Source organism: Weizmannia sp. FSL K6-0777 (assembly GCF_038593185.1).
Taxonomy (GTDB): Bacteria; Bacillota; Bacilli; order Bacillales; family Bacillaceae_C; genus Weizmannia; species Weizmannia faecalis.
In genome coordinates this window covers 1,443,817-1,458,229 of sequence record NZ_CP151971.1, presented here as the reverse complement: position 1 = coordinate 1,458,229, position 14,413 = coordinate 1,443,817, and the positions used below count along the sequence as shown (strand labels likewise).

13 protein-coding genes are annotated in these 14,413 nt (G+C 48.2%); all 13 read right to left on the bottom strand.

Annotation, left to right across the window (positions count from 1 at the left end):
• Positions 1–280: 280 nt before the first annotated feature.
• Positions 281–1,348, bottom strand: coding sequence for a recombinase RecA (recA, locus tag NST70_RS06750; RefSeq protein ID WP_014098502.1), 1,068 nt, complete (start codon positions 1,346–1,348; stop codon positions 281–283).
• Between the two features lie 267 nt (positions 1,349–1,615).
• Positions 1,616–2,848 (bottom strand): competence/damage-inducible protein A, encoded by a 1,233-nt coding sequence (locus NST70_RS06745; RefSeq protein WP_035185112.1) that lies wholly within the window; start codon positions 2,846–2,848, stop codon positions 1,616–1,618.
• A gap of 163 nt (positions 2,849–3,011) precedes the next feature.
• Positions 3,012–3,590: a CDP-diacylglycerol--glycerol-3-phosphate 3-phosphatidyltransferase gene (gene pgsA, locus NST70_RS06740; RefSeq protein ID WP_014098504.1), complete on the bottom strand. Its 579-nt coding sequence runs from the start codon at positions 3,588–3,590 to the stop codon at positions 3,012–3,014.
• 56 nt (positions 3,591–3,646) lie between these two features.
• The gene (locus NST70_RS06735; RefSeq protein ID WP_017551555.1) at positions 3,647–4,552 is read right to left on the bottom strand and encodes a RodZ family helix-turn-helix domain-containing protein; all 906 of its coding nucleotides are present in this window, start codon (positions 4,550–4,552) and stop codon (positions 3,647–3,649) included.
• Positions 4,553–4,568: 16 nt separating this feature from the next.
• Entirely contained in the window at positions 4,569–5,360 is a 792-nt protein-coding gene (locus tag NST70_RS06730; RefSeq protein ID WP_014098506.1) for a DUF3388 domain-containing protein, read from the bottom strand.
• A gap of 197 nt (positions 5,361–5,557) precedes the next feature.
• Positions 5,558–5,818, bottom strand: coding sequence for a DUF3243 domain-containing protein (locus tag NST70_RS06725; RefSeq protein ID WP_013859159.1), 261 nt, complete (start codon positions 5,816–5,818; stop codon positions 5,558–5,560).
• 183 nt (positions 5,819–6,001) lie between these two features.
• On the bottom strand, positions 6,002–6,724 hold the full coding sequence (locus tag NST70_RS06720) for an SDR family oxidoreductase (RefSeq protein WP_017551554.1): 723 nt from the start codon (positions 6,722–6,724) through the stop codon (positions 6,002–6,004).
• 37 nt (positions 6,725–6,761) lie between these two features.
• Positions 6,762–8,048, bottom strand: a complete 1,287-nt coding sequence (locus NST70_RS06715) for a pitrilysin family protein (RefSeq protein ID WP_179234375.1) — start codon at positions 8,046–8,048, stop codon at positions 6,762–6,764.
• Positions 8,049–9,323, bottom strand: a complete 1,275-nt coding sequence (locus tag NST70_RS06710; protein WP_179234374.1) for a pitrilysin family protein — start codon at positions 9,321–9,323, stop codon at positions 8,049–8,051.
• A 183-nt stretch (positions 9,324–9,506) separates the two neighbouring features.
• Positions 9,507–10,466, bottom strand: coding sequence for an ABC transporter permease (locus NST70_RS06705; protein ID WP_035185109.1), 960 nt, complete (start codon positions 10,464–10,466; stop codon positions 9,507–9,509).
• Position 10,467: 1 nt separating this feature from the next.
• Entirely contained in the window at positions 10,468–11,511 is a 1,044-nt protein-coding gene (locus NST70_RS06700) for an ABC transporter permease (RefSeq protein ID WP_014098511.1), read from the bottom strand.
• Positions 11,504–13,039 (bottom strand): ABC transporter ATP-binding protein, encoded by a 1,536-nt coding sequence (locus NST70_RS06695; protein ID WP_342476023.1) that lies wholly within the window; start codon positions 13,037–13,039, stop codon positions 11,504–11,506. Before NST70_RS06695 ends, NST70_RS06700 begins: the two co-directional genes overlap by 8 nt.
• A gap of 163 nt (positions 13,040–13,202) precedes the next feature.
• Entirely contained in the window at positions 13,203–14,267 is a 1,065-nt protein-coding gene (locus NST70_RS06690; protein ID WP_342476021.1) for a BMP family ABC transporter substrate-binding protein, read from the bottom strand.
• Between the last annotated feature and the right edge of the window lie 146 nt (positions 14,268–14,413).

Below are 14,413 nucleotides of genomic sequence, written 5' to 3'. Positions count from 1 at the left end.
GCATGCGGAAAAGCCGCCGGATGAAAAAACCGGCCCCCCTTCCGGAAACTTCCGGGAGGATTTGCTTTCCGTACAGGAGAAAGTCATTTTTAGAAAAATAAAATATACATATTAATTTTAAAGGTGGGAATTTTTATTGTCAAGTGAAGCGGAAAGATTGCCATTGTAAATTTGTGTTGATTCCTCTCCGCCATGCAGATTTTGTGGCGCAAAAAAGTGCGGTAAATGGACGGCAAAAAGCGCCTGGATGCGGTCAGCATTTCAGGCGCTTATACACCGGTTACTCCAAATTTAATTCTTCCTGTCCTTCCACAGCTTCTTGTTCATCTATAGCTTTCTCGGTTTCATGGGAACCGGCATCTTCTGTCAGGTCGTAATGTTCCCGGATTTTTGCGGCAATCTCGTTTTTCAGATCCGCATTTTCCTTTAAAAATTGCTTCGCATTTTCACGCCCCTGGCCGAGCCGCTCGCCGTTATAAGCATACCAGGCCCCGCTTTTTTGGATGATGTCAAGGTCGCTTCCCATATCGACGATCTCGCCTTCTTTTGAGATCCCCTCGCCGTACATAATATCCACTTCTGCCGTTTTAAACGGAGGCGCTACTTTGTTTTTGACAACCTTGATTTTCGTTTTGTTGCCGACAATGTCGCTCCCTTGTTTGATCTGTTCGGCACGGCGCACTTCAAGGCGCACGGATGAGTAGAATTTGAGCGCACGGCCGCCCGGTGTGACTTCAGGATTACCGAACATTACGCCGACTTTTTCCCGGATTTGGTTAATGAAAATCGCAATCGTGTTCGATTTGTTGATTGCACCCGATAATTTCCGCAGCGCCTGGGACATCAGCCGTGCCTGGAGGCCGACGTGGGAATCGCCCATTTCCCCTTCAATTTCCGCTCTCGGCACAAGCGCAGCAACGGAGTCAACGACTACAATGTCCACTGCGCCGCTGCGGACGAGCGCTTCCGCAATTTCCAGCGCCTGTTCGCCCGTATCCGGCTGGGACAGGAGCAGCTCATCAATATTGACACCGAGCTTTTGGGCATAAACCGGGTCAAGTGCATGTTCCGCATCAATAAACGCCGCTTGTCCACCCTGTGCCTGGACTTCCGCAATCGCATGCAGGGCAACCGTTGTTTTACCAGAACTTTCAGGGCCGTATATTTCAATGACACGGCCGCGCGGGTAACCACCGACACCAAGGGCAATATCAAGCGCAAGCGAACCGGTCGGGATCGTGGAGACAACCCGGTCGGTCTGCTCGCCCAACCGCATAATGGAACCCTTACCAAATTGCTTTTCTATTTGTTTCAGAGCCTTGTCTAAGGCTTCTTGACGATCATTCACAAAATTTCCTCCTTTTATTCATTCCAAACTCTCGAAAGCAATGAATCTATATCTATACTATACCCGTTTTTTCTTTGTTTGCCAAGCAAAATCTCGAACGCTCATTCGTCTCTTTTTTGCAAAAATCCGGCAAAAAAATGGGGTTTTCCCCCTGTAAAAATGAAAATTCCCCCGGCAAAAAGAGCCGAAAATTGAATTTTTGGCAAACAAATTTTTTTATAAAAAGGCCGCTTCCGTCACTTGCCATGAGCAGAAGCGGCTTTCGACCTAAAGCAGTTTCAGCAAATGCCAGCAGCCGTATTTCACCGATCGCGTGCGGACGTTGTTGCGGGATCCGGGAAGTTCCAACAGATAAGTGGCAGTTTCTTTCCCTTTTATCGCAATGCCGATCCACACGGTTCCCGGCGGATGGCCTTCAAGGGAGTCCGGGCCAGCCACGCCTGTAAAACTGATGCCAATGTCGGCATCCATAATGCTACGGATATTTTCCGCCAGTTCTTTTGCACACTGGCTGCTGACGGCGCCGTACTTGTCAAGCGTTTCTTTTTTCACTTTGGCAAGCTTCATCTTCGCTTCGTTTGAATAGACGACAACGCCGCCTTTCAACATTGTGCTGACACCCTGGATGGACGCCATTTCCGCTGCAAATTTGCCGGCAGTCAGACTTTCCGCGCAGGCAAGCGTCAGCTGTTTTTTCGAAAGCTTTTCGAGCAGGGCCTCCATTAATGTCATATCATTATAACCGTAAAAATACGATCCGGCAATTTGCATAATCTCTTTTTCCACTTGATCGATCATTTCGTTCGCCGTTTCCGCCGACTGGTGTTTCGCCGTAATCCTAAGTGTCACTTCCCCTTCTTTCGCAAGCGGAGCAACAGTCGGATTGGTTTGGCTGTCCAGTATATGGCGGATTTCTGTTTCCAGCTGGGATTCGCCGATCCCGAAGAAGCGGAGAACGCGCGATTCGATTTTTTCGATCGTTTCCAGTTCTTCCTGGATTGCGGGGCTGGCGTAATGGATAAACATCGGTTCCAGTTCATGCGGCGGGCCGGGCAGCAGCATATAATAATGGTTTCCGCTTTTGGCCAGCATGCCCGGCGCCATACCGTGGTCATTCGGAAACACTTTTGAACCTTCGATGACCAGTGCCTGCTTTTTGTTGTTTTCCGTCATTTTTCGTTTTGTACGGATAAAAAACTGTTCGATGGAGCGCATGGCATCTTCGTTTGTCACCAGTTTTTTTTCGATGTGCGATGCAATCGTTTCTTTTGTTAAATCATCCTTTGTCGGACCGAGCCCACCAGTAAAAATCAATAGATCGGCGCGGCCCTCCGCTGTCCGGATTGCCGCTTCGAGCCGCTCTGCGTTATCGCCGACAACGGTCTGGTAGTACACATCCACGCCGATCTCCGCCAATTGTGCGGCAATAAATGTGGCATTTGTATTGGTGATCTGGCCAAGCAAAAGTTCCGAACCGACTGCAATAATTTCGGCATTCACTTTCCATTCCTCCCTTTCTTTTAAAGCAAAAAAACGAACACATGACGGCGCAATCCAGGCCGCCAATCCACCCGAAGCAATGGCTGCCTTTTTCTCCCGTGCCGGATTAGCACAAGCCACTGGCGGGCAAAAAAGCAGTGAAAGGCTGCCTTTCACTGCATGGTTATTTCGAGCGGGCAAGTACGCCCCGGTTTAAATAGAAATAATCAGCACCTGACCAGATGGTAAAGATGAGCGCCACCCACAAAGCGACCAGATCCATGCGGAAAGAGAGCGCCGAAAACGGGAAGTTATGCAACAGCAATAAAAGGATGGCAATGATTTGCGTCCATGTTTTGATTTTCCCAAGCATATTGGCTGCTGCTACTTCCCCGCCCTCTGCTAAAATCAGTCGCAAGCCTGTCACGGCAAACTCGCGGGCAATGATTACGACAACAATCCATGCCGGCGCCAGCTTGAGCCCAACGAGCAAAATAAACGCCGTTGAAACAAGCAGTTTGTCCGCAAGCGGATCGAGAAATTTCCCGAAGTTGGTAACGAGATTGTATTTGCGGGCATAGTGGCCGTCGATCCAGTCTGTCATAGAGGCAATGGCAAAAATCACCGCACCGACAAAATGGGTGACCGGAATTTTGGCTCCCAGCCAATCAAAGGTGCCCCAATCGAACGGCACCGCCATGATGAGTAAAAAAACAGGGATTAAACATACACGTGATACAGTAATTTTATTCGGCAAATTCACTGGCTTTTCCTCCAACTGTCTATATATTTTCCAAAGAAAAAGCCTTAAAACAAGGCTTATTTCGTTTGTGACCCGTTAAACTGGACGATCATATCCTGGCGTACTTCTTTGGATGCCGGAATATTGTATTTTAGTTTTTTGCCATTGATATACACTTCCGTATTGACGGTGTTTCCGACCGTGATCGTGACTTGTTTTTGTTTTGACAGATCCGCTGTCCGGCTGTCCCCGTCATTCAGCAATTGTTGAAAGTTCGTTGAACCGTCGCTGTTTTTCACCTGTACCCATGACCGTCCGCCGTTTGCTTTCAGTTCAAGTTTGAACTGGTTGGTGCCGGCCAGTTTATAGGTGGTCGTGTACCCGCTTGAAGATACGGTTTCCAGTTTTTGGGCTGTTTTCTTCGTTTTCGAGGCCGGTTTTTTTGACGTTTTCGCCGCCTTTTTTTCGGAAGAGCTGCCGGTGTTTTTGCCGGATGACACCTTTTCAGCCGATTTGACGTTTTCTTTTTGTACGCTCACATCGCCGGAAGCCCCGCTGTTTAACTTTTCCTTTGTGTTGTGACCGGCAAACTTATATACGACAAACCAAAGCAAAAATAAAATCGCGATGATGGCGGCGACCACAAGGATCCTTGGCAGCACGTTCATCATCTTGACGGTATCCGGTGCGGCCCTTTTGGAGGACGTCTGCACCCGCGAAAGTTGCTCGGGAAATTCTTCCTGTTCCGTACGGGGGATGTCGCTCTGGTACTCTTCAAATAAAGTTTCCGGATCAAGCCCGACTGCCTCGGCATACTGCTTAATAAATGCCCGGACGTAAAATTTTCCAGGCATTGAATCATAATTTCCTTCTTCAATGTTTTTCAAATATCTTTTTTGGATCTTGGTCATCTCCTGCAAATCATCCAGGCTGATGCCCTTTTCTTTCCTTGCTTCTTTTAAACGATTCCCTAATTCCGTCATGGTAACACCTGCCAATCTAGTAATCAAATCCTCCAAATTCGCCTTGAAACATCCGGTTTTGCTGGAGTAAGTCATATGTAATTTCCTGTGACGGGTCTTCTCTCAACTCAATAATGTAATCAAAATCATCAAGCGTGTATTCCGAACGCTGCACGAAAATATCCGGGTGTTCCACCACTTTAACAGCCGGAAGCCGCATGATTTCACGGATCAGCTGCCAGTGCCGTTCGTTTCCCCTCTCAGCGGATACGACGCCATCCAGGATAAAAATATTGTTTGCATTGTATTCATCCTCAATCAGACTACTTCTCACCGTCTGTTTGATCATCGTGGAGGAGAGAAAAATCCACTTTTTATTGGCGCACACGCTTGCAGCCACAATCGATTCTGTTTTTCCGACGCGCGGCATCCCGCGAATGCCAATCAGCTTATGGCCTTCCTGTTTAAAATGCTCGGCCATAAAATCGACCAGAATCCCGAGATCATCGCGCACAAAGCGGAATGTTTTCCGGTCGTCATGATCGCGCTGGATATACCTTCCGTGCCGGACTGCAAGCCTGTCCCTGAGCTTGGATTCCCTGATTTTCGTTACTTTTATCGTTTCCACTGTTCGCAATATCGATTCGAGCCGGCCGATCTGTTCTTCATTTTTGACAAACAGCAGCAAGCCTCGTTTTTTATGGTCAACGCCGTTAATGCTTCTGATATTGATCGCTAACATGCCCAAGAGAGAGGAAATATCACCCAACAGCCCCGGCCGGTTGATCGTGATTTCATATTCCAAGTACCACTCTTTCCTGTCATCCACCCATAACCCCTCCCGAAATCCGGATCCAAACGAACATATCTAGGTTATATGATATATGATTTTACATCAATAAGGAAGCGAAAGCTCTAAAAATCGTGAATTTTGTCGTGACATGAAAAAACCGGCGGCATCAGCCAAACAACCGGCTTTTCTTGTAAAAAAGCAGCCAATTGTTATCATGATGCGCCGGTATTTCTTTATGACTGGGTACCGTTATTTTGAACGAGTTTTACCATTACATTGGCAATGGCTTGCTGTTCTTCCTGCGATGCCACTGACCATAAGTCAGCAAGAACGCGTTCCTGTTCATTTTTCGGATCTACTTGTGCGGCCAAATAATCGCCGACCTGCTCAGCAAGTTTGTTAATCGTTTCCTGGGGCATCCCCTGTTGCTTTGCCTGGTTGAGGCGGTCCCCCAAAAAGTTTTTCCATTGGTCCCAGTTTTCGAATACGTTCATGTCACAGCCTCCTTTCAAGTTGTTCAACCTTAGTTTGTGACCCGGCGTGGAAGGCTATGCATGGAAAATGGAACCCGTGCTTCTTTCAAGGCACCAGCCGGGCAAAACGGTGTGCTGTTGCCCTTTTTTGGTTAATCCGCGAAAAAACAAAGAGGATTCCTTTGCAACTTTCTCCAGGCGGGACTACATATACCAGCCCCCATTGACGCCAATCGTCTGGCCGGTGATGTAATTGCTTTTTTCCGAGAGCAGGAAAGAAACCGCGCCGGCAATTTCTTCCGGTTTGGCAAGCCGGCCGAGCGGGATGTCCGCTTCGAGATCCGAAATTTCTTCCGGCGCAAACCTTGAAAGCATATTGGTGCCAACCGCCCCGGGCGCGACCGCATTCACCCGTACGCCGCTTCTTGCCGTTTCTTTGGCGAGCGCTTTTACAAATGCGATCTGTGCGCCTTTCATCGCCGAATATACGGCTTCGCACGCCGCGCCTGCCTGTCCCCAGATTGAACTGACAAGCACAATGTGTGAAACCGCATTTTGCCGCAATTTGGGCAACAGCTGCCTGATGATCAGAAGCGGCGCCTTCACATGAATCCGGTAAAGCTTGTCAATGGCTGCCTCATCGATATCCGAAAGCAGCCCGTAGTGGGAAATGCCGGCCGCATGGATGATCGCATCGAGATGAAAAACATTTTCTGCAATCGTTTTTACGGTGCCGTCCGTTGCAAGATCGGCGCGGATCGGGATCGCTTCCGCCCCGAAATGCCGGCAAATGGAAAGCAGTTCTTTGATGGCCGCTTCATTTTGATGGTAATGCAAATACAAATTCCATCCTTCTTTTGCCAGCATTTCAGCTGTTGCCTTCCCGATGCCGCCACTCGCACCCGTAATCAACGCAAACTTTTTCAATTTTCTCCCCCACTTAAAAACCCGGGAGAGTCCCGGGTTATTTCGGTAAAACTTGGCAAACGGTAAACCGTTCTTCTTCAAAAAAAGCTTCCGCCGTTTCCAGCACATCACTGAACCGGATTTGTTCAAGCGCAGGGACGACGTCAAATAAATTCATATCATTAAACGCATATCTTGTAAACTGGTTGGCGATAAATTCAGGTGAATTCAGCTGGCGCAGGAATCCCCCAATTTTTTTCTTTTTCGTCCGTTCAAGCGCTTCTTCCGCCAAACCTTTTCCTTCTTTTGCCGCAATCATCACCTCTTTCAGCCGTTTTGCCAAAAGGTCCGGATCTTTCGTATCCCCTCCGGCCATCGCAAATCCGAATCCCTGCTCCTGGGAATAGTCAAAAGAAAAACTGGTGTCGATCAGGCCGTCATTGTACAACGCATTGTACGCATCTGAACTGCGCCCGAACAGCATGTCAAGGAGAACATTGACCACAAGTTCGTTCTTTTGCATTTCAGCGCCGCGCTGGCTCGTATGAAGCGCCTTAACGCCAACAAGGCATTTTGGAATCTGCACATTCATATGCAATTTCTGCTCTTTTTCGGCCGCCTGTGCTGGTTCTTCCGGAAAACGTCTTTTAATCTCCGGTGCTTTTTCGTACTTTTTCTTCGCCTGGTTTTCTCTCATAAAAGAAAGAACCTCATCCGGCGATACATTTCCGACGACAAACAGCAGCATATTGCTTGGATGATAAAATGTATGGTAACACTCGTACAATTGCTCCGCGGTGATTTTTGCAATCGAATCAACCGTCCCGGCAATGTCAATTTTTACCGGGTGGTTGGCATATAAATTTTCAATCAGGCCGTAATACAGCCGCCAGTCCGGGTTGTCATTGTACATCATGATTTCCTGGCCGATAATTCCCTTTTCTTTTTCAACCGTCTGTGCGGTAAAATACGGCGTTTGCACCATATCGACCAGCGTTTCCAGGTTTTTCATCACCTGATCGGTGCTTGAAAACAGATAGGCCGTCCGGTTAAAACTTGTAAAAGCATTGGCGGATGCGCCCTGCCGGCTGAATTGCTGAAACACATCCCCGTCTTCTTTTTCAAACATTTTATGTTCGAGAAAATGGGCAATGCCGTCCGGGACCCGCACAAAATCGCTTTTTCCAAGCGGGACAAACGTGTTGTCAACAGAACCGTATTTTGTCGTAAACGTGACAAATGTTTTGTTAAACCCGCGCTTCGGGAGCACATAGACTTTTAATCCGTTATCAAGTGTTTCACCGTAAAGCGTTTCGCCAAGCTGGCTGAATTGTTGGGTTTCCATTTATTTCCCCTCCATTCCGGACAAGAAGTAGATCGTATCGGGTTCAATTTTTTCCGCCACTTTCACAATCTCCCCTTTTCCGACTGCCTTGATTTCCCTTATCCAGTCTTCCACGCCGGTCTTGGTGCCGGCAATGACGTTATGGTACAAAATTTCAACGAGGCCGCGGGATGTATCCGTTGACTCAAGCAGCTGGTTGCGGATAACGGCTTTCGTTTGCCCGATTTCCTGCTCACTGAAATCGCCGTTTTTCATTGCTTCCAGCTGTTTTTCAATAATGGAGACGGCCTTGTCAAAATTCGCGGATTCGATGCCGCTCATCACCATCATGAGCCCTTTATGGCTCTCGATCTGGCTCGCGACATAATAGCAAAGGCTTTCTTTCTCCCGTACATTCAGGAAAAGCTTGGAGTGGGAAAAACCGCCGAAAATGCCGTTAAACATCTGGAGCGGAAAATAATCGCTGTCTCCGAACGTAATATTGGTGCGGTAGCCGATATTCAGCTTGCCCTGGCGGATATCCTGCGATTCTTTGATTTTTTTGACGCTGGAGACCTTTTGAAGCGTTCTTGCGGCAGCGCGTGTCGGCTCGCGGTCCGGAAAACGCAGGCATTCGCAAATGGCCGCAAGCCGGTCTTCATCGACATCACCTGTCACAAATAAGTCCAGTTCATCTTCCCGGATGGCTTTTTGATAATATTGATAAAGATCGGCAGGCGTGATGGCGTCCACATCATCAAGAACACCGTTTGCCTGCAGTGCGTACGGCTCTCCTTTGCACATTTCTTCAATCAGCCGCATGCTTGCATACCGCATTTTATCATCGTATACAGACTGGATCCGCTGTTTCAGCACCCGTTTTTCCTTTTCCACCGTTTGGCTGTCAAACTGCCCGCCGTCTGCATGCGGGTTCAGCAAAACTTCCGCCAAAAATTCAACCCCCCGTTGGAGCAGCGGTTCTGCATCCTGCAAAAACTTTTCGTTCGCAATTTCAATCGTAAAGGTTAGAATATGGTATTCCCCTTTTTTGGCCGTATCGACATAAAAATGAGCGCCGTACAAATCATCGAGATACGCCCTTAATTTTGCGGTCGTATTCAAACGCTTCGTGCTGCTTTGAAGCACATTCGGGAGCAGGGCCCGCAGCGTAACCGTGTCTTTTTCAAGCGGTGCTTTCATTTTCCATACAAGCGTATTCGTTTTGTATTTGTCCGTTTTGATGGTATGTAGTGTGTACCCTTTCATTTTGCGAACCGTCTCTTTTGAAATGGCCATATGGATCCTCCTTTTTCAACGAGCTTCGTGCCAATAGTAAAAGTATGCCTGACTAGGGGGTTGTTTAACCTGTAAATGCATTAATTTTACTATACAAGGGAGACAGGTGTCCCGGCAAGTTTTACGGCACATAAAGAAACCGGCACCAGGCGGGAAAAGCAGCCTGATGCCGGATGGAATAACCTAGCGTTCACCCTTGATATAAGGGACGCCGTCTGCTTTCGGGGCTTCCGCACGCCCGATGAATCCGGCGAGTGCCAGAATGGTCAGGACATACGGCGCAATGAGCAAATAAACGCTCGGGATTTCTTTCAAATACGGAATGCTGTTGCCAACGATGCTGAGGCTCTGTGCAAATCCGAAAAATAAAGCGGCCCCCATCGCGCCGAGCGGATTCCATTTGCCGAAAATCATCGCAGCCAGCGCCATATACCCTTGCCCTGAAATCGTCGAAGAACTGAAATTCAGGGTGATCGACTGTGCGTACACGGCCCCGCCGATTCCGCCGAATACACCGGATAAAAAGACGGCAAAGTAGCGCATTTTTACAACATTGATGCCCATCGTATCGGCCGCCATCGGATGTTCCCCGACCGAACGGAGGCGTAGGCCGAACGGCGTTTTGTAAAGGATAAACCAGACGAGAATCGCAATCAGGATGGCAATGTAAGAAGGGTATGTAATCCCCTGGAAAAACAGTTTGCCGATCCCGGGAATATGGCTGAGGCCGGGAACATCCACCTGCTGGAAATATTCGCTGATCGTATTGGTCTGGCCTTTCCCGTAAATGTTTTTGATGAGAAACATCGCGACGCCGAGCGCAAGGAAGTTAATCGCAACGCCGCTGACTGTCTGGTCGGCGCGGAAAGAAATGGATGCAGCCGCATGGATCAAGGCAAATAATCCGCCGACAAGCATCGCCACCAGCACCGCGATCCACGGCGTCCAGGCGCCCAGGGCATGAGAAAACGTTAAATTAAAGACAATCGATATAAAAGCCCCCATGATCATTAACCCTTCAAGGCCGATGTTCACCACGCCGGAACGTTCGGAGAAAACGCCCCCCAAAGCAGTAAAAATAAGCGGTGCTGCAGATAGTAAAGACGCCGAAATAATGATTTCCAAAGCGGTCATAAAATGCATTTTATTTCGCCTCCCTTTTCAAACGGGCCAGGGACCATTTGATGATATAGCCGGATGCGACAAAAAGAATAATCAAAGCAATGACAATGTTGACCAGCTCATTCGGCACGTTGGCATCGACCGGCATGTTCAGCGAGCCGACTTTTAAAGCGCCGAATAAAACAGCTGCGATTAAAACGCCGGGCGCTGTATTCCCGCCGAGCAGCGCCACTGCAATACCGTCAAACCCGATGCCGGAGAAGTTAGATTGCAAAAAGGCAAAGCCGTAATTCCCGAGCCCTTCCATTGCGCCGCCGAGCCCGGCAAAAGCACCGGAGATGACCATAGAAAGGATAATGCTGCGATTCACACTCATGCCAGCGTATTCGGATGCGCTCTGGTTAAACCCGACCGATTTCAGTTCAAAGCCGAGCGTGGTCTTTTCAATGATAAACCACATCACCACAACAGCAACCAAAGAAAGGTAAATGCCATTGTGCAAAGTGGAAAAGTCAGTAATCTTCTGAAAAAACGGAGACGAAAGCGATGCCGAATGATGAATATGCGGTGTCGTATCCTGCTGTTTTGAAAGCACATTCCGGATTAAATAGTTGGATGTGTGCAGCGCAATATAATTCATCATAATGGTCACAATCACTTCGTGCACCCTGAGCCGCGCTTTCAAAAGGCCGGGAATGAATCCCCAAAATGCCCCGGCGCAGCAGGCGGCAAGTATCGCGAGCGGCAAGTGGATCACTTTTGGCAGATCAAAAGCAACGCCGACCCAGACAGCCGCAATCCACCCGACGATCAGCTGGCCTTCAGCCCCGATATTAAACAGCCCGGTCCGGAACGCAAAGGCAATGGCAAGCCCCGCAAAAATATAAGGCGTTGCAAGCCGCAGCGTTTCGCCGACGTAAAAAGCCTGGCCGAAAGCGCCGTTCCAGAGTGCAATATATCCATCCACCGGGTTATAGCCGCTGACAAGCATAATCAATGCGCCTGCCAAAAGTCCGAGAATGACAGACACGACAGGGATCAGAAGGTTCAATGTTCGGTTAGACATTGGTTTGTTCACCTTCCCTTTCTTTTTTGGAACCGGCCATCAAGAGCCCGAGCTCCTGTTCTGTCGTCTGCTTCGGATCGACAATATCAATGATGGCTCCTTCGTAGATGACGGCAATCCGGTCACTTAAGTTCATAATTTCATCCAGTTCAAACGATACAAGCAGGACAGCCTTTCCGTGGTCTCGCTGTTCAATCAGCCGCCTGTGGATAAACTCAATTGCCCCGACATCAAGCCCGCGGGTCGGCTGTGCCGCAATCAAAAGGTCCGGATCGCGGTCCACTTCACGCCCGATGATCGCTTTCTGCTGGTTTCCCCCTGAGAGCGCCCGCGCTTTTGTAAATTCGCTTGGGGTACGGACATCGAATTCTGCAATAATCGATTTTGCCTTTTTATAAATTTCTTTGTAATTTAAGATACCGTTACGGGACATTGGGTTTTTGTAATACGTTTGCAGCACCATGTTTTCCCCGATCGTATAATCGAGTACAAGCCCGTATTTATGCCTGTCCTCGGGAATATGGGAGACGCCCGCTTCCGTTACTTTGCGCGGCCTTAAGTTCGTAATGTTTTTACCGTTCAGGCGGACCGTGCCGCTGTCTGCTTTTCTGAGCCCTGTAATCGCTTCAATCAGCTCTGATTGCCCGTTACCGTCCACACCGGCAATACCGACAATTTCGCCGGCCCTGACCGTTAAATCCAGCCCTCTGACCGCTTCCACCCCGCGTGAATCTTTCACATGCAATTGCTCGATTTCAAGCACATTTTGCCCCGGGCGGCCCTCCGTTTTTTCCGTCTTGAAAAGGACATCCCGCCCGACCATTAAATGGGCGAGCTTCTGCGGGTTTGTATCTTGGACATTGAGCGTCCCGATGCCCTTCCCTTTGCGGATGACGGTAACCCTGTCGCATACTTCCATAATTTCTTTCAATTTGTGGGTAATTAAAATGATGGATTTTCCTTCCTGGATCAGCGTCTTCATGATGCCGATCAGTTCATGGATCTCCTGTGGCGTAAGCACAGCCGTTGGTTCGTCAAAAATAAGGATTTCTGCGCCCCGGTACAGCGTTTTTAAAATTTCCACCCGCTGCTGCATACCGACGGAAATATCTGAAATTTTCGCTTGCGGATCCACATCCAGACCGTAACGGTCGGAAATTTCCCGGACTTGCTGTTCCGCTTTTTTGATATCGATGGTAAAGGATTTTTTCGGTTCCTTGCCGAGGATAATATTTTCAGTCACCGTAAACTTATCAATGAGCATAAAATGCTGATGAACCATGCCGATGCCGAGATCATTTGCGACATTCGGATCGGTAATGTTCACTTTCTGGCCGTTTACACGGATTTCTCCCTTTTCCGGCTGATACAACCCGAAAAGTACATTCATTAACGTCGACTTTCCGGCGCCGTTTTCTCCAAGCAGCGCGTGGATTTCTCCTTTTTTTACCTGCAGGGTGATGTCATCGTTCGCAACAATTCCCGGAAATTCTTTGCGAATATGGAGCATTTCAATTACGTAGTCCACCCTTTATCACTCCTTAACATTGGGGTATAAAGAAAGCAATCGTCATGGCGTCTTTAGACAGCAGCTTCGGGGAATCCGCCCTGCCTTTGTGGCTGAAATTGTTTCATTTTTTAAACATTTTTAACACGGGACCGGCAAAAACCAGTCCCGTGAGATGGATCGATTACTTCAATTTTGATGGAATGTTCACTTTCCCGTTAATGATCTTTTGTTTCCAGTCTTTCACAACCGATTTCATTTCAGGCGTTAAATTGTCCTGTGTCGGCGCAATCCCGATGGCATCTTCTTTCAAGCCGTAAACAATATTTTTCCCGCACGGAAATTTGCCGTCTTTCGCTCTGGTCGATAAATCGATGACTGCCTTATCAACCCGTTTGACCATTGAAGTCAGTGTCACATTGTATTCCTTTCCTTTAACCGTTACCTTTCCTTCATCTGCCTGGTCGCGGTCCACACCGATAACCCAGACGTTTTTGTTCGGATCATTCTGTTTTATATTTTTCGCTTCTGTAAAGACGCCTTTCCCGCTGCCACCGGCTGCATGGTAAATCACGTCGATGCCAGATTTATACATTGCTGAAGCCATCGACTGCCCTTTGCTTGCATCATCAAACGAGCCGACATATTGAATTTGCACATTTGCTTTCGGATTGGCAGCTTTGACGCCCGCACGGAACCCGGCTGCGAATTTGTTGATCAAATCGCTGTCTGTCCCGCCGATAAATCCGATTTTATTTGTTTTTGTCGCCAGGCCTGCCACGACCCCGACAAGGAAGGAACCTTCTTGTTCTTTAAACGTAATGCTTGCCACATTTTTCTTTCCGGTAATGACATCGTCAATGATTGCGAAATTGGTATTTTTACGCTGATCCGCAATTTTTTCAATGGCCGGCTTCAGCTTGTAGCCGACGCCGTAAACGAGGTCAAACTGGTTCCGGACGGCCGTGTTCAGATTTGTTGTGTAATCTGCATCCGATTTGGATTGCAAATAGTCAAAGCCGCCTTTACCTTTTGATAAGTGATTGTCCTTCCCGAACTGCTGTAAGCCTTCCCATGCCGACTGGTTAAAAGAACGATCGTCAATTCCGCCGGTATCGGTTACGAGTGCAACGGTGAACTTGTCCTTACCTTTGCTTGCGGAATTGTCGCTCTTTGTGCCGCATGCGCCGAGAAGCGTCCCTGCTGCCAGGACAGCGGCAAGAGCCAAACCAAATTTACGTTTTTTCACTTTTGTTCCCCCCGGGAAAGTTATTTTGGATAACAGTCTTTAGAAACAGCCTATTATCCTGCTTACCGACATAAATATATCATTTTTTAATTGCGAAAGAAACATAAATTTATATTTTTGTCGAAAATAGTAAAACCTGCGCGCAC